This window comes from Pseudoxanthomonas sp. YR558 (assembly GCF_900116385.1).
In the GTDB taxonomy this organism is placed as follows: Bacteria; Pseudomonadota; Gammaproteobacteria; order Xanthomonadales; family Xanthomonadaceae; genus Pseudoxanthomonas_A.
Map to the genome: position 1 here is coordinate 760791 of NZ_FPCI01000001.1, position 15965 is coordinate 776755.

17 protein-coding genes are annotated in these 15965 nt (G+C 67.2%); 3 read left to right on the forward strand and 14 right to left on the reverse strand.

Features of this window, described 5'->3' with window-relative positions; translation table 11 throughout:
- Nucleotides 1–2: 2 nt before the first annotated feature.
- Both BM365_RS03500 and rlmD read right to left on the reverse strand, forming a co-directional pair.
- On the reverse strand, nucleotides 3–521 hold the full coding sequence (locus BM365_RS03500) for a CYTH domain-containing protein (protein WP_093486639.1): 519 nt from the start codon (nucleotides 519–521) through the stop codon (nucleotides 3–5).
- The gene (gene rlmD, locus BM365_RS03505; protein WP_093486641.1) at nucleotides 521–1864 is read right to left on the reverse strand and encodes a 23S rRNA (uracil(1939)-C(5))-methyltransferase RlmD; all 1344 of its coding nucleotides are present in this window, start codon (nucleotides 1862–1864) and stop codon (nucleotides 521–523) included. The genes BM365_RS03500 and rlmD overlap by 1 nt, the downstream gene beginning before the upstream one ends.
- A 100-nt stretch (nucleotides 1865–1964) precedes the next feature.
- Between rlmD and BM365_RS03510 the strand changes: the two genes are divergently transcribed.
- The gene (locus BM365_RS03510) at nucleotides 1965–2660 is read left to right on the forward strand and encodes a response regulator (protein WP_158253452.1); all 696 of its coding nucleotides are present in this window, start codon (nucleotides 1965–1967) and stop codon (nucleotides 2658–2660) included.
- On the opposite strand, the gene recO is transcribed toward BM365_RS03510, so the two are convergent.
- The 9 genes from recO to rpoE form a co-directional block, all read right to left on the reverse strand.
- Nucleotides 2657–3403: a DNA repair protein RecO gene (gene recO, locus BM365_RS03515; protein ID WP_093486643.1), complete on the reverse strand. Its 747-nt coding sequence runs from the start codon at nucleotides 3401–3403 to the stop codon at nucleotides 2657–2659. The two genes, BM365_RS03510 and recO, sit on opposite strands and share 4 nt — an antisense overlap.
- Nucleotides 3404–3410: 7 nt before the next feature.
- Nucleotides 3411–4349 (reverse strand): GTPase Era, encoded by a 939-nt coding sequence (gene era, locus BM365_RS03520; RefSeq protein WP_093486645.1) that lies wholly within the window; start codon nucleotides 4347–4349, stop codon nucleotides 3411–3413.
- A gap of 10 nt (nucleotides 4350–4359) precedes the next feature.
- Nucleotides 4360–5022 (reverse strand): ribonuclease III, encoded by a 663-nt coding sequence (gene rnc / locus BM365_RS03525; protein WP_093486647.1) that lies wholly within the window; start codon nucleotides 5020–5022, stop codon nucleotides 4360–4362.
- A 4-nt stretch (nucleotides 5023–5026) separates the two neighbouring features.
- Nucleotides 5027–5404 carry a DUF4845 domain-containing protein gene (locus BM365_RS03530; protein WP_093486649.1) on the reverse strand — a complete coding sequence of 126 codons (378 nt, stop codon included), beginning with the start codon at nucleotides 5402–5404 and terminating at the stop codon, nucleotides 5027–5029.
- 35 nt (nucleotides 5405–5439) lie between these two features.
- Nucleotides 5440–6240: a signal peptidase I gene (gene lepB / locus BM365_RS03535; RefSeq protein WP_093486651.1), complete on the reverse strand. Its 801-nt coding sequence runs from the start codon at nucleotides 6238–6240 to the stop codon at nucleotides 5440–5442.
- Between the two features lie 75 nt (nucleotides 6241–6315).
- Entirely contained in the window at nucleotides 6316–8124 is a 1809-nt protein-coding gene (lepA, locus tag BM365_RS03540) for a translation elongation factor 4 (RefSeq protein ID WP_093486653.1), read from the reverse strand.
- A 129-nt stretch (nucleotides 8125–8253) separates the two neighbouring features.
- Nucleotides 8254–9756, reverse strand: a complete 1503-nt coding sequence (locus BM365_RS03545) for a Do family serine endopeptidase (protein WP_093486655.1) — start codon at nucleotides 9754–9756, stop codon at nucleotides 8254–8256.
- Between the two features lie 69 nt (nucleotides 9757–9825).
- Nucleotides 9826–10728 carry a sigma-E factor negative regulatory protein gene (locus BM365_RS03550; protein WP_093486657.1) on the reverse strand — a complete coding sequence of 301 codons (903 nt, stop codon included), beginning with the start codon at nucleotides 10726–10728 and terminating at the stop codon, nucleotides 9826–9828.
- Nucleotides 10725–11342 carry an RNA polymerase sigma factor RpoE gene (rpoE, locus tag BM365_RS03555; RefSeq protein ID WP_093486659.1) on the reverse strand — a complete coding sequence of 206 codons (618 nt, stop codon included), beginning with the start codon at nucleotides 11340–11342 and terminating at the stop codon, nucleotides 10725–10727. Before rpoE ends, BM365_RS03550 begins: the two co-directional genes overlap by 4 nt.
- 238 nt (nucleotides 11343–11580) lie before the next feature.
- On the opposite strand from rpoE, the gene BM365_RS03560 reads away from it, so the two are divergent.
- Both BM365_RS03560 and BM365_RS03565 read left to right on the forward strand, forming a co-directional pair.
- Entirely contained in the window at nucleotides 11581–13644 is a 2064-nt protein-coding gene (locus BM365_RS03560; protein ID WP_093486661.1) for a 3-hydroxyacyl-CoA dehydrogenase NAD-binding domain-containing protein, read from the forward strand.
- A gap of 15 nt (nucleotides 13645–13659) precedes the next feature.
- Complete coding sequence (locus BM365_RS03565) at nucleotides 13660–14058, forward strand: hypothetical protein (RefSeq protein WP_093486663.1); 399 nt, start codon at nucleotides 13660–13662, stop codon at nucleotides 14056–14058.
- A 22-nt stretch (nucleotides 14059–14080) separates the two neighbouring features.
- Here BM365_RS03565 and BM365_RS03570 read toward each other — a convergent pair whose 3' ends face one another.
- The 3 genes from BM365_RS03570 to BM365_RS03580 form a co-directional block, all read right to left on the reverse strand.
- Nucleotides 14081–14614: a GNAT family N-acetyltransferase gene (locus BM365_RS03570; protein ID WP_158253451.1), complete on the reverse strand. Its 534-nt coding sequence runs from the start codon at nucleotides 14612–14614 to the stop codon at nucleotides 14081–14083.
- 84 nt (nucleotides 14615–14698) lie between these two features.
- The gene (locus BM365_RS03575; RefSeq protein ID WP_093486667.1) at nucleotides 14699–14953 is read right to left on the reverse strand and encodes a hypothetical protein; all 255 of its coding nucleotides are present in this window, start codon (nucleotides 14951–14953) and stop codon (nucleotides 14699–14701) included.
- A 99-nt stretch (nucleotides 14954–15052) separates the two neighbouring features.
- Nucleotides 15053–15916: an alpha/beta hydrolase gene (locus tag BM365_RS03580; RefSeq protein WP_158253450.1), complete on the reverse strand. Its 864-nt coding sequence runs from the start codon at nucleotides 15914–15916 to the stop codon at nucleotides 15053–15055.
- Nucleotides 15917–15965 lie beyond the last annotated feature (49 nt).

The window sequence follows — 15965 nt, forward strand, 5'->3', positions numbered from 1 at the left end:
CCTCAGGGAAGGTCGTGGGCGCTGCGCTCTTCGTCGGACCAGGCCGAGTACGGGCGCGACGCCAAGGCCAGATTGTAATAGCGGGCCGCGTCGGTGACCTGCTTGCCGATCCAGGCCGGTTTCACGAACGCTTCATCGGCATGATCCAGCTCGATCTCCGCCACCACTAGGCCGGCGTTGTCGTCCAGGAACTCGTCGACCTCCCACAGGTGGCCTTCGTGTTCCACGTAATACCGGCGCTTGTCGATCACGCCTCCCACGCACAGCGCCAGCAGTGCACGTGCGTCCGCGACGGGGATCGGGTATTCGAATTCCTGGCGCGTATGGCCGAGTTCGCGCGATTTCAGGTTGAGGAAGGCGGCATCGCCCTGGATGCGCACGCGCACAGAGGCTTTTTGTTCGCCGCGGTCCATCGCACCCATGTCGTTGATGTAACCCTGCGCCATGGGCAATACCTCGCGTGCGGCTGCACGCCAGCCATCGCCCTCCACCAGGAACTTGCGCTCGATCTCGACGCCCATCAGCGCTTCTCGAACAAGGCAATGGACTCGACATGCGCCGTGTGCGGGAACATGTCCATCGCCCCCGCCGACACCAGCGTGTAACCCTGCTCGTTGACCAGATAGCCGGCATCGCGCGCCAGCGAGCCCGGGTGGCAGCTGACGTAGACGATGCGGCCGAACTGCTTGAGCGGCAGTTGCTGCAGGACTTCGATCGCACCGGAGCGCGGCGGGTCCAGCAGCAGCTTGTCGAAGCCCTGCCGCATCCATGCCGCGTTGCGCTGGTCCTGGGTCAGGTCGGCCGCATGGAACTGCGCGTTGGGCAGCTTGTTGCGCTCGGCATTCTCGCGGGCGCGGGTCACCAGTCCGGCATCGCCTTCCACGCCGACCACTTCGCGCACCAGGCGCGCCATCGGCAGGGTGAAGTTGCCCAACCCGCAGAACAGATCCAGCACGCGATCGTCCGCCTGCAGGTCGAGCAGACCGAAGGTGTGCGCGATCATTCTCTCGTTGAGCGCGGCATTGACCTGGATGAAGTCCAGCGGGCGGAACGCGAGCGAGATATCCCACGGCGCCAACCCGAACGCCAGCTGCGGTGCTTCGGGCCACAGCGGATGGACGCTCTCCAATCCGCCGGGCTGCAGGTAGATGGCGAAACGGTGCACCTGCCCGAACGCGACGAGCGCGCTCCGGTCCGCATCGCTGAGCGCCATCAGGTTGCGGAAAACCAGCGCGACGCCGTCGAAGTCCGCCGTGGCGTCGCCGGCGATGAACTCGATCTGCGGGATGTGCTCGCGCGCCTCCAAGCCTTCCACCAGTTGGGCGAACGCGGTGACCTTGCCGCCGATTTCCGGGATAACGGTATGGCACTCGGCCAGGTCGGCGACGAAGCGCGGATCCTGCTCGCGGAAGCCGACCAGCGTCTTGTCCTTCTTGTTGACCCGACGCACCGAAAAACGACCCTTGCGACGGTAACCCCAGGCAGCGCCCGTCAGCGACGGCAACACGGTGCCGGGCGTGACATGGCCGATGCGCTCCAGGTTCTCCATCAGCACGCGCTGCTTGGCCTCGATCTGGCGATGTTCGTCCAGGTGCTGCAGTACGCAGCCACCGCAGGTGCCGAAATGCGGACAGCGTGGCGTCACGCGATCCGGCGACGCTTCTAGGACCTCCAGCGCCCTCGCCTCATCGAAATGGCGGTTCTTGGCGGTCTGTTCGGCCATCACCCGTTCACCCGGCAACGCGCCGGCAACGAACACGGCCTTGCCGTCGCGGCGCGCGACGCCGCGCCCGTCGTGGGTCAGGTCGGTGATCTGGGCTTCAAACGGGGTTTTGTCGATGCGGGGGGAGCGGGTACGTGCCACGTGGCGTCAGGCTGCGTGTTTCTGCGGGGGCCGCATTGTCGCATGGCCGACGTCCCCTCCCGCCGGCGCTAAGATGGAGGAAACCCGCAGGAAACCCCCCATGTCCGCGAACAGCGGCACCCCACCCCGCCTGCTGTTGGTGGAAGACGACCCGATCAGCGCGGCCTTCATGCATGCCGCGCTCGCCGCGCTGCCGGCCGAGGTCGAACTGGCCGCCGACGGCGCGCAAGCCCTCGCCGCGCTCCCCTCGTTCGACCTGTGGCTGATCGACGCCAACCTGCCGGATGGCAGCGGCAGCGTCCTGCTCCAGCACCTGCGCGCTCGCCATGCGCACCCGGTCGCGTTGGCGCACACGGCGGATGCCACGCCGGGCATGCGCTCGACGCTGCTCCAGGCCGGCTTCGCCGATGTACTGGTCAAACCGATGGGTGTACAGGCCCTGCAGCAGGCCGTGCGGGCAGCGCTCGGCGACACGCACAGTGACGACGCAGGCGATTGGGACGACGCTGCAGCGCTGGCGGCCTTGGGCGGTCATCGCGAACACGCAGCGCTGCTGCGCCAGCTGTTCCTCGCCGAGTTGCCGGCGACGCGCACCGCCTGCCTCGCCAGCTTCGAGCGGAACGACGAGGAAGCGCTGCGTGCGCACCTCCACCGCCTGCAGGCCAGCTGCGGCTTTGCCGGTGCAAGGGCGCTGGGCGGCATCGCATTGAGGTGGCACGCATCGCCGGGAAACACGGCCGAGCGCGATGCCTTTATCGCCGCGACAGACCGCTTGCTGGCGAACCGGCAGGACTAGCCCGCCCGCGGCTCCGACGCCCGACGCAGACGCCCCAAATCCCCGATCATTTCCCACGATTTCAGGCCGCGTGGCCCCAGGTGGTGCGACAGCACGGCACGCAGCGGCAAGCGCAGGCTGGCCAGGTCGTCGGCCGACGGTCGCGTGTCGCTAGCGAGCGCCAGCAATGCCAGCCCGGTCGCTGCGCGGCTGCGCTCCTCGTGGCCGCGGTCGCTGAGCAAGCGGCGCGGCCCCTGCTCGGGATCGAGTCGGTAACGTGCGGCAGGATCAATGGCATCGCCTTCGGCATCTTCGTCGAGCGGGAAGCCCACTCCCAGCGCTTCCAGCAGGTCGCGCTCGAAGCGACGCAGCGTCCAGGCCAAACCTTCCCGAAGGCGCAAGCCTTCGCGCGCATCCGCGTAGGCCTCGAACAGCGCGGGAAGCGGATCGTGCCGCGGCGCCAACCGCAGTACCAGTTCGTTGAGATAGAACGCGGCCAGCATCGCGTCGCCCGCTGGCTGCGGCGCGGCATCCAACGCTTCGGCGGCCACCAGTCGCCCGAGCTCGCCGCGCAAGTCGACATCCAGGCGGATACATTGCAGAGGCTGCAATGCCGCGCGCAACACATGCTTCTTCGGGCCCTGCACGCCACGCGCGACCAAACCGATGCGGCCGTGCTCATTGCCCAGCACCTCAACCAGCAGGCTGGTCTCCCGCCAGGGCCGCGCGTGCAGGACGAAGGCGGTCTCGCCCGTGATGCGCATCAGCGCGTCATTCGTAACCGAAGGCCTTGAGCGCGGTCTCGTCGTCGGACCAGCCCTCGCGCACGCGCACCCAGGTCTCCAGGAAGACCTTGCGACCGAACAGGTGCTCCATCTGCTGGCGCGACTTGCTGCCGATCTCCTTCAATCGCGCACCGCCCTTGCCGATGACGATCGCCTTCTGGCTCTCGCGCTCGACCCAGATCACGGCACCGATCCGCGCGAGTTCGCCCTTAGGGGAGTCCTCGGTGGTGAACCGTTCGATCTCGACGGTGGTGGCGTAGGGCAATTCCGCGCCGAGCTGGCGCATCAACTGCTCGCGCACCAGTTCGGCGGCAAGGAAACGCTCGCTGCGATCGGTGATCTCGTCCTCGCCGAACATCGGCGGCTGCTCCGGCAGCAAGGCCAGGACATCCTTCACCAGCGCCTCCAGGCCGTTGCGCTTCAACGCGGAGACCGGATGCACGGCCGCGAACTCGCGCTCCTGCGCGACTTCCGAGAGGAACGGCAGCATCGCCGCCTTCTCCTTGATACGGTCCACCTTATTGACCACCAGCACCACCGGGATGCCGGCATCGCGCAGCACGTTGTAGGCCAGCGTGTCCTCGTCGTCCCAGCGGCCCGCCTCGACGACCATCAACGCCGCGTCGACTTCCTCCAGCGCGCCGCGCGCGGCACGGTTCATCACCCGACTCATCGCCGAGGCAGAAAACTTGCCCTGCTGCTTGTGCAGGCCGGGGGTATCCACCAGCACGATCTGCCCCGCCGGCCGTTCCTTGGTTGCCGCGAACGTGGCGATGCCGAGCAGGCGGTGCCGCGTGGTCTGCGGTCGGTTGGAGGTGATGCTGACCTTGGCGCCCACCAGGGCGTTGGTCAGGGTGGATTTGCCGACGTTGGGACGGCCGATGACCGCAACGCTGCCGCTGCGGTAGGGGGAGGAGGTGCTCACCGGGGTGTACTCACTTCGAAATATCGAGCTTGTCGAGCAGGGCGGCCGCAGCCACCTGCTCGGCGTTACGGCGCGAAGTCCCCTCGCCTTCCGCCGTCAGCGGCGGATCCAGCGTGGTACAGCGCGCGAGAAAAACCTTAGCGTGGTCGTCGCCGCTTTCGGAGACCAGATCATAGACCGGGAGAGGCCGCTGGCGGCCCTGCAGCCATTCCTGCAGTCGCGTCTTGGCGTCCTTTTCCGGTCGCCCGACCGGCAGTGCGGCCAGGGAGGCCTCGAACCAGGGCAGCACCACACCGCGACACCCCTCGAAACCGGCATCGAGATAGATGGCGGCGACCACCGCCTCCAGCGCATCGGCGAGAATCGAATCGCGACGATGTCCGCCGGACTTCATCTCGCCGGGACCCATCGTCAGGCGCTCGCCCAACTGAAGTTCACGGGCGATGACGGCCAACGCGGCCTCGCGTACCAACTCGGCACGGGCGCGAGTCAGCGCCCCTTCGTCGGCTTTGGGCCAGCGCTGGAAAAGCGCTTCGGCGACCAGCAGGTTGACGACGCTGTCGCCAAGGAATTCCAACCGCTCGTTATGCGGCGCCCCGGCACTTCTATGCGTCAGGGCCTGCGCAAGCAGGCCCTGGTCGGCGAAGACATGGCCGATGCGGTCAACCGCCAAATGCTTATTCCGGCGCGCGCATTGTCAGCGCTTGGGACGCATCGAACTTGCCTACCACATCGAGATTCCCAACCAGTTCGCGACGGACTTCGTAGTTGACGTTCATCTTCCAGCCACCGTCCATGCGCTCGATCTTGACGTTGGAAGGCTTCACGTTCTGCGAGTAGTTGATGTACAGCCGACGGAAGAACAGGTCCTGGATCTTGGCCGGATCCATGTCGGAGACACCGGGCTCGGTCGCCAAGCCCTTCAGCGAAGATTTGACCGCGTAGTACTCCTGGTACATCGGGAACAACCGCATAGCGATGAAGGCCGCAAAGCCCACCACCACCAGCACCATCAGGAACCCCAACAACGTCATGCCACCTTGGTTGCGCTTCATTGCCATTCCCCCATGCCCCGTTGGACGTTCAATTGTTATTCGATGCCGTTGCCGATACGCGAGGCATCGAAGCCATTCTTGCAGACCCAGCCCTCGCAGTTCAGCCAGACCAGGAAGGCCTTGCCACGGAGATTCTCCTCCGGCAGGAAATGGTAGTCCCAGAACCGGCCGTCCAGGCTGTTGTCGCGATTGTCGCCCATCACGAAATAGCGGCCCGGCGGCACGATCCAGTCGCCTTCGCCGCCCCCCGGGGGCGGGACGCCGACGGTTTCCAGCACCGTGTGGGGACGTCCCGGCAGCTCTTCGCGCAGCAGCGTCGCGCCAGGCGCTTCCGTGTTGCCACCCGTGCCCTCGTAGGGACCCAGCGTCTGATACTTGAGGGGCTGGCCGTTCAGATAGACCGTATCGCCGTGGAACCCGATCTTGTCGCCCGGCAGGCCGATCACGCGCTTGATCCAATTGTTTTCCGGATCGTGCGGCGGTTTGAACACCACCACGTCGCCACGGGCGGGTTCGCCGAGGGCCAGGAACTTCTGGTTCGTGATCGGCAGGCGCAGGCCGTAGGAGAACTTGTTGACCAGGATGAAATCGCCGATCAACAGGTTCGGCATCATCGAGCTCGACGGGATCTTGTAGGGCTCGGCGATGAAGCTGCGCAGCACCAGGACCACCGCCAGCACCGGGAAGAAGGCGCGCGAGTAGTCGACCAGCACGGGCTCCTCGTCCAGCAATCCACCCTTGGCCTTGCGACGCTTGGCGAAGAACAGCGCGTCCAGCAGCCACACGGCGCCGCTGACGAGCGTGGCGCCCACCAGCAGCGATTCGAACCAGGTCATCAAACTCATTGAGCTTCCTTTGGGTTGCACTTGGCGGCAGTGCGGCGATGCGCCTGCGCCCCTACCGGAACCGGATTACTTGCTGTCCACCTGCAGCACCGCCAGGAAGGCTTCCTGCGGAATCTCCACGCGGCCGACCTGCTTCATCCGCTTCTTGCCCTCTTTCTGCTTCTCGAGGAGCTTCTTCTTGCGGGTGATGTCGCCACCATAGCACTTGGCCAACACGTTCTTGCGCATCGCCTTGACCGTGCTGCGCGCGATGATCTGAGAGCCGACCGCGGCCTGGATCGCCACGTCGAACATCTGCCGCGGGATCAGCTCCTTCATCTTTTCGCACAGCTCGCGACCGCGCCGGTCGGCGTGGCTGCGGTGCACGATCAGGCTGAGCGCGTCGACCTTGTCCCCGTTGATCAGCGTATCCAACCGCACGAACGGGCCAGGCTGGAAGCGCAGGAACGAATAGTCCAGCGATGCGTAGCCGCGGCTGACCGACTTCAGCTTGTCGAAGAAATCCAGCACCACTTCGGCCATCGGCAGCTCGTAGCTGATCTGCACCTGGCTGGCGAGGTACTGGATGCCGATCTGCACGCCGCGCTTCTCTTCGCACAGCTTGATGATGGCGCCGATGTAGGTCTCGGGGGTGAGGATGTTCGCGCGGATGATGGGCTCGCGCACCTCGTCGATCAGGTTGGACTGCGGCAGTTTGGCTGGGTTGTCCAGCGAAAGTACCGTGCCATCGGTCTTGAGGACTTCATACACGACCGTCGGGGCGGTGCTGATCAGGTCCAGGTCGTACTCGCGCTCCAGGCGCTCCTGCACGATCTCCATGTGCAGCATGCCGAGGAAGCCGCAACGGAAGCCGAAGCCCATGGCTTCGGAGCTCTCCGGTTCGAACCGCAGCGCGGCGTCGTTCAGGCGCAGCTTTTCCAGCGCCTCGCGCAACGCCGGATAGTCCTCGGCGTTCACCGGGAACAGGCCGGCGAACACGCGCGGCTGCATTTCCTGGAAACCGGGCAGCGGACCCGGCGCGGGATCACCGGCCAGGGTGAGGGTGTCGCCGACCGGCGCACCGTGCACGTCCTTGATCGACGCGGTGATCCAGCCCACCTCGCCTGCGCCGAGCTTTTTCAGCTCCTTGCGCTTCGGCGTGAACACGCCGACCTTGTCCACCTCGTGGGTGCGGCCGGTGGACATCACCAGGATCTTGCTCTTCGGGCCGATCTCGCCCTGCATCACGCGCACCAGCGAGACCACGCCCAGGTAGTTGTCGAACCACGAGTCGATGATCAGCGCCTGCAGCTTGTCCGTGTCGCGCGGCTCCGGCGGCGGGATGCGCTGGACGATGGCTTCCAGCACGAGGTCGACGTTGAGGCCGGTCTTGGCGCTGACCGCGACGGCGTCGTCGGCGTCGATGCCGATGACGGCTTCGATCTCGGCCTTCGCGCGCTCGGTGTCGGCGGTCGGCAGGTCGATCTTGTTCAGCACCGGCACGACCTCCAGCCCCTGTTCCACCGCCGTATAGCAGTTGGCGACGGACTGGGCTTCCACGCCTTGTGCGGCGTCCACCACCAGCAGCGCGCCTTCGCAGGCGGCCAGCGAGCGGCTGACTTCATAGGAGAAGTCGACGTGGCCTGGCGTATCAATGAAGTTGAGCTGGTAGACCTGCCCGTCCTTCGCCTTGTAGGGCAAGGACACGGACTGGGCCTTGATGGTGATGCCGCGCTCGCGCTCGATGGGATTGGAGTCGAGCACCTGCGCTTCCATCTCGCGGGCCTCGAGGCCGCCGCAAAGCTGGATGATGCGGTCGGCCAAGGTCGATTTGCCGTGGTCGACGTGCGCGATGATCGAGAAGTTGCGGATATTCCGCATGGAATCAGAAGACATGGGGGGCGGCGGCCTGTGCCGTCGTCAGGAATAACGGGACATTATCGCACGCCCGCCGGCCCATCTCGCCGTTCTGGCGTCCTGGACCGGGTCGCCCCGAGTGCTCGGGGGACCCGGTGAGGGGCCGGGTCAGGATTTGTCGATGGTGACGGCGAGGAAACGCGTGCCGAAACTGGGGTGCCGGACGAGCAGCATCACCGTATCGCCGGCCTTTGCACGGGCAAGCTCACGATCCAACGCCGCAGGGCTGTCCACCCGGGTCCTGCCCACCTGCAGGATGGCCATGCCGGGGGCGAGACCGGCCTCTCGTGCCGAAGCGCTCTCGACACGGCTCACAAGCACGCCGTCGCCGTTCTCGATGCCGAGCCGCTTGCGGGCAGTGGCGTCCATCGCCTGCGACTGGATACCCAGGGGGTTGCTTCCCGCTGGTGCGGCCGATGGCGCAGGCGCGGCACGCGGTGCACCCGCCATGTCGTCAGGCTCTTCGAGCGCACTCAGGGTTACCTTCACGTCCCGCGGCTTGCCATCGCGGATCACCGTCACCGTCGCCTTGCTGCCGGCGGGCAACGGGCCCACCAGCGGTGGCAGATCCTCGCGGGTGCCGATCTTGCGACCATTGAACGCCGTGATGACGTCACCGGGCACGATGCCTGCCTTCTCCGCGCCACTGCCCGGCTGCACCGTGGACACCAGCGCCCCGTTGGCGTCGGGCAGGTCCAAACCCTTCACTTCGTCCGGTCCGATGTTCTGCATGCTGACACCCAGCATCGCCCGACTGACCTTCCCGCCGGATTTCAGCTGCTCCACCGCGCTCATCGCCAGGTCGATCGGGATCGCGAAGCTGATGCCCATGTAGCCGCCCGACACCGAGAAGATCTGCGAGTTGATGCCGACGACCTCGCCGCGGGTATTGAGCAGCGGGCCGCCCGAATTGCCCTGGTTGATCGCCACGTCGGTCTGGATGAAGGGCACATAGCGCTGTTCGGGGGAGGCGCTGCGGCCGACCGCGCTGACGATGCCGGCGGTGACCGAGTGATCCAGTCCCAGCGGCGAACCGATCGCGACCACCCATTGACCGGGCTTCAGCGCCGCCGAACTACCGATGCGTACCGTGGGCAGCCCCTTGGCATCGACTTTCAGCAGGGCGACGTCGTACTGCTGGTCGCTCCCCACCACCTTGGCGGTCAGCTCGCGGCGATCCGGCAGCGTCACCTTCACTTCGTCCGCGCCATCCACCACGTGATGGTTGGTCAGCACATAGCCATCGGCCGAAATGACGAAGCCCGACCCGATCGACGTGCCACCGCGGCGCTGCGGCCCCTGCCCGGGGCCAGGCATCTCGAAGCCCGGCGGCAGCATGCGGCGAAAGATTTCCGGGATATCGCCCTCATCGGCCTGGGCGCTGGCGCGCGTGCCGATCTTGGCTTCGACATTCACCACCCCCGGCCCCACCTGCTCGACCAGCTGGGTGAAGTCCGGCAGGCCGGTCACCAGTTGCGGGGCGGCGGACTGAGCGACAGCCGGCGCGGCCGCCGCGACCGGGGCGGGCGCCTCGGCCTGCTGCGCGCAGGCGGCCAGCGGCGTGGTCAGCATCAGCAGGGTCAACAGACCATGACGGGCGTGGGGAGTCATCGAACGCAAGCCTCGATAGGAAGAAGGAACACGGGGAGGGACGCCGGCGACGGCCGGCGCCCGGGGGACTTACTCGCGCGGCGCGTCGGCAGGCAGCTCGACCGGCGGCGCCTGCTGCAGGCGCGGTTCGAACGGATAGAACGTCCGGCCCGCGGACTCACTGCTGTAGCCAGTCGTCAGGGCACCCGTCGCAGACGGATAGGACGACAGCGCGGAGCGCGGCCACGGACGCGCCGGCACGGCGGACGTATCCTGGGACGGATGGGAGAACGGGTTGGCCGAGGCATGCACGGGCGTTGCCGCCAAGGCGTTCGTGGTACTGCCCGCAGCGGCCAGCGTACCGGTCGCACGACGGGGCGCGTCCGCACTGGCCACGCGTTGCGCGGACCGGGCGGCCTGCTGGTTGCGGGTGGCGCTGCGACGGGTTGCGTTGTCCTGGCGACGCGGCAGGCTGGCGGCGGCGACCACGGCCGCAGCGGCGTAGGCCTCCGCATCAGGTGCCGGAGCCGACGGGTTCTGGGTCGGAGCCACGGACGGTGTGGCCTGCGCCGATGCGACCTGGGCTTCTTCACCGGCCGGGGCCGGTTGCGGTCCCTGCTGGCGGGCCATGAACAAGGCGACCAGCGCGACGGACGCCGCGAGCGCACCACCGCCCCAGCGGGCCAACAGGTTGCGCGACCGGCCAGCCGCGGCTTGCGCGGCGACCGGCGCCGCGGCGGACTCGGCCGCGACGGCCTTTGCCACGCGCTCGGCGAACCCGGTGGGCGCCGGTGCACGGCCTTGGCCACGCAGCACGTCGCCGCACAGCTGCCAGCGTTCCCAGCAGCCGGCCAGGTCCTGGTCATGCTGCAGGCGGCGCAGCAGGAAGCGGGCTTCGTCCGCCACCAGCTCGCCGTCCATCAGGGCGGAGAGTTGCTGGCGATGGTGGATGTCGAGCTTGTCGATGGTCTGAATCTCGTTGCGGGCAGTCATGAGCGGGCACGCTCCCGGGTTGTGTCGGTGTCCAGCAGGGGACGCATCTGTTCGTCGATGGCTTCGCGCGCCCGGAAGATGCGCGAACGCACCGTCCCGATCGGGCAATCCATCTTCTGCGCGATCTCCTCGTAGCTCAGCCCTTCCACCTCGCGCAGGGTGATGGCGGTGCGCAGTTCTTCCGGCAACGCGTCGACGGCCTTCATCACCGTGGCCTCCAGCTCCTGGCGCATCAGCTCGCGCTCGGGCGTGTCGGTGTCGCGCAGCCGGGCGCCGATGTCGTACTGCTCGGCGTCGGCGGCGTCCACGTCGTCCGTGGGGGGACGGCGGTTGTGCGCGACCAGGTGGTTCTTGGCGGTATTCACGGCGATACGGTGCAGCCACGTATAGAACTGGGAATCGCCCCGGAAGTTTCCGAGCGCGCGATATGCGCGCAGGAACGTCTCCTGGGCCACGTCCTGGCACTCACTCCAGTCATGGACGTACCGCCCGATCAGCGCCACCACGCGATGCTGGTACTTGCGCACCAGCAGGTCGAAGGCCGCGCTGTCGCCGCGTTGCACGCGTCTGACCAGCTCGAGGTCCAGCTCCTGGGTTGGATCTGTTTCGGCCATGCCGGGCCGCACTCCTGTCGGCTCGGCGGTGGCCGTGCCCTGTGACCGCGCTAGCGGAGGAAAGTTCAACGCCTTGTCCAAACCGTTGCCCTATCAAGAATTTAACCAAGGCAGCAGGAACATCCCCCTGCCGCCGGTCACGCCCATGACGACGTTTCAACGGATATGTGGATTTGACGTGGGTTAAACAACCTCGGGATGATAGCGGCCTTATCCATACGTCAACGGATGGTCCTGCATGGCCGCGAACTTCGATGGGCTGCGATTCAGTCACTGGCAGACCGAGCTGCGCGAGGACGGCATCGTGGTATTGGCGTTCGATCGCCAGGGCGCGAGCGTCAACGCCTTCTCGCAGGACGTGCTGATCGAGCTGGCCGACATCATCGAACGCCTGGCCATCGATCCACCCAAGGGCGTGGTACTGCGCTCAGCGAAGGCCTCGGGCTTCATCGCCGGTGCGGACCTGAAGGAATTCCAGGCATTCGACCGCAAGGGCACCGTCAACGACGCGATCCGCCGCGGCCAGGCCGTGTTCCAGAAACTCGCCGAACTGCCCTGCCCCTCGGTTTCCGCGATCCATGGCTTCTGCATGGGCGGCGGCACCGAGATTTCGCTGGCCTGCGATTACCGCGTGGCCAGCAGCGATCCGTCCACCCGCATCGGCCTGCCCGAAGTGAAGCTCGGCATCTTCCCGGGCTGGGGCGGCAGCGCGCGCCTGCCGCGCCTGGTGGGCGCGCCGAAGGCGATGGACATGATGCTGACCGGCCGCACGCTGTCGGCCAGTTCGGCCAAGGCGATGGGCCTGGTCGACAAGATCGCAGAACCAGCCGTGCTGGTCGACGCCGCCGTTGCATTGATCGCTTCGCGCCCGCAACGCCCGTTCAAGCAGCGCTTCACCGGCTGGATCAGCAACAGCTGGCTCGCGCGCCAACTGCTCGCCCCGCAGATGCTCAAGCAGGTCGCGCGGAAGGCGCCGAAGGCGCACTACCCCGCACCGTATGCACTGATCAACGTCTGGAAGACCGCCGGCGGCAAGGGCATCCAGGCGCGCCTGGATGCCGAGCGCAAGGCGGTGGTGAAGCTGGCCGGCACGCCGACCGCGCGCAACTTGATCCGCATCTTCTTCCTCACCGAACGCCTCAAGGGCCTCGGTGGCAAAGACCACGGCATCGCGAACGTGCATGTCGTCGGTGCCGGCGTGATGGGCGCCGACATCGCGGCGTGGTCCGCCTACAAGGGCTTCAACGTCACCCTGCAGGACCGTGAGCAGCGCTTCATCGATGGCGCACTCTCGCGTGCGCAGGAATTGTTCGCCAAGAAGGTGAAGGACGAGAGCAAGCGCCCCGCCGTGGCCGCGCGCCTGAAGGGCGACCTGGCCGGCGACGGTGTGCCGCAGGCCGACCTGGTGATCGAGGCGATCATCGAGAACCCCGAGGCCAAGCGCGATCTCTACCAGACCGTCGAGCCGCGCCTGAAAGCCGATGCGCTGCTGACCACGAACACCTCGTCGATTCCGCTGACCGAATTGCGCGAGCACATCCAGCGTCCGGCGCAGTTCGCCGGCCTGCATTACTTCAACCCGGTAGCGCTGATGCCGCTGGTGGAGATCGTGCAGCACGATGCGTTGGACGAAGCGAATGTCAAACGCCTTGCCGCGTTCTGCAAGGCGCTGGACAAATTTCCGGTGCCGGTCGCCGGCACGCCGGGCTTTCTGGTCAACCGCGTGCTGTTCCCGTACATGCTGGAAGCCGCGACCGCCTACGCCGAAGGCATTCCCGGCCCGGTGATCGACAAGGCCGCGGTGAAGTTCGGCATGCCGATGGGACCGATCGAACTGATCGACACCGTCGGCCTGGACGTGGCGCAGGGCGTGGGCGCGGAACTGTCGCCCTTCCTCGGCCTGCAACTGCCCGCGGCGCTGGCGACGGTGGAACCCGGCAAGCGTGGCAAGAAGGACGGCCAGGGCCTCTACAAATGGGAGAACGGCAAGGCGGTGAAGCCGCAGGTGCCGTCCGACTACAAGGCGCCCGACGATCTGGAAGACCGCCTGATCCTGCCGCTGCTCAACGAAGCGGTCGCCTGCCTGCACGACGGCGTGGTCGCCGATGCCGACCTGCTCGATGCCGGCGTGATCTTCGGCACCGGCTTCGCTCCGTTCCGCGGCGGCCCGATCGAGCACGTGAAGGCGGTCGGCCCCGACGCATTGCGGGAAAAGCTCAAGGCATTGCAGGCGCGCCATGGCGACCGCTTCGCACCGCGTCCGGGCTGGGACAACCCGGCGTTGCGCACGCCCACCGTCTGATCCGGCACCACGATCATGACCCTCGCAACGCTGCTGCTCGCGCTGATGCTCGGCACTTCGGCGGTTGCCGCCACGCCGGACGCCGCCCTGCTGTCCGGCCTGCTTGAAGTGCACGAGCGCGACGGCGGTTGCAGCGGCGAGGCGAACACCGACCTGCGCGTGCAGGTCGACGGCACGCGTACCACCTTCGAACAGGATGTCTGGCTGTCCGCGCGCGAATCGCTGGACCCGATGGACGTCCTGGAGGTTAAGCGCGAAGGCAGCGTGCTCAGCGCGACGGTGAACGTCCACGTCGCCCCGATCGAACCCGGCCGCCCGGTGCCCGCGTGCATCCGGCCGGTCAACGTGCGCCTGCACGTCGACGGCCTGCCGCCGGGTGACTACACGTTGCAGCTGAAGCGCGCGGAATCCTGATATCGGCGCACTGGGCGGCGGATCAGCCGCCCGGCAGCGTCTGGGTCATCACCCAGTCTTCCTTGGGGTCGTCACCCACGTAGAAGATCGAACGGCCCACGATCTGGAAGCCGTGCTTGCGGTAGAAGCGGATCGCCTGCGCCGATTCCTGCCAGACGTTGAGCCATACCGAACGCGACTTGCGCAGTTGGGCTGCCGCCAGCAGGTGCGACACCAGCACCGCCGCGATGCCTTGGCCGTGGAAGGCTTCATCGAGGTAGATGCGGCCCAGTTCCACCGTCGGCCGCAGCAGCACTTCGGCCGGCGGCACCGTTCCCCAGCGCAGTTGCGCGAAGCCGGCCCACACGCCGTCGTGCTCGACGATCAGGGTGAGCGTGTCGGGGTCGCGGATTTCCTGTGCCTGGCGTTCCGGCGTGTAAACCGTATCGAGGAACGCGGCCACGTTCTCCGGCGTACTGCAATGGCCATTCGCGGCCACGAAGGTGCGCCGCATCATCGCCGAGAGCTCGGCGGCTTCATTCGCCCGCGCGGGGCGGACCACGGTACCGGCCTTCATGCCGCGAGCGATGTCCCTGTTGCCATCCATGCCGATGACAACGCGTGCCGCAGGCAGGAAAGGCCACACCCGCGCGCCACACGTTCAGCGTCGCGCATGCACCTCGGGCGGCGCACGCATCGGACGCCGGGCGATCGCATCCTCATCCAGCGTGCCCAGTTGCGCGGCGAAATCGGCCAGGCGCGCCCAGACATAAGGCTGGAGATCGTCGGGGGCGGCGTCGTAGACCTGACGCCACAGCTGATCCATGAACACGCGCGGGTCTTCCCGCATCGCACCGCGTTCGATGCGCTCGCCTGCAAGGGCCAGGACGGCCCGGATGTCGGCCAACGTGTCCATGGCCGCAGGGTAAGGGCCTCGCATGCCGGTTGTGTTACACGACATCCGTTCATCCGACGACCGGTCCCGTTTCGTGAACGCGGTTACGGTTCTGCTTCGTCACTGCGCCGGCGGGGCTGCTTCCGGGAACAGCCAAAGCATCGCGCGCCGGTAACCCTCGCCGATGCTGGCGGCGTGGGTGCCGCCCTCGATCTCCAGCAGCGTGGTCTGCCACGGCACGTCGGCGCGCGCCGACCAGTCCGCGATCCATTCGCGGGCGAGCTGCCGGCGCCCTTCGTCCTCGCGCGTGCCGCTGACCATCGCCACCTTCAGGTCATTTCGCGCATGCGGCGCGGCCGGCGCGAACAACTGCTCCCGGGCCGGGCCGCGTGCCGGATTGCTGGCGATGCGGGCCCAGAACAGGTCCGGCGCCTCGCGCGCCGACCACAGCACGAAGTAACCGCCGCGCGACTGCCCCAGCAGGATCCTGCGCGCAGGATCGGCGGCATGGCGACGCTCCACCTCGGGGATCACCTGGTCGCGCAGGAATGCCAGGAAACCCGGCGCACCGCCCTGCTCGGCCGTGGCATCGGCACCGGGTGCGGTGAAGTCGGTATTGCGCTTGTTGATGGCCGGGTCGAAACCGCCGTACGCGATGCCGACCACGATGGCCTCGGGCAGTTTTTCGTCGTAGTGCAGGAACAGGTGCGTGGGCGCCAGCAGCGGAAACAGGCTGTCGCCATCCAGCAGGTAGACCACCGGGTAGCGCCTCGGCGCGGACGCGTCGTACCCCTCGGGTAGCCGCACGTAGATGTGGTGCACGCGGCCGGAACCATGATCGGTCAGCGGGAAGTAGTCGCCCTTCAACGCAGGCAGATGCTCCAGCGGTACGTGCTCCGTCGCGTTCCCACCGGGTGTGGCGGGCGGCACCGCCCACGCGGATGGCATCGCGATCATCAGCCACCCCACGAGCAGAGCGGTCATGCAGCGGATCATGGGCATCTCCCTCGCGCCCGCGTCCTGCGGGCGGCCC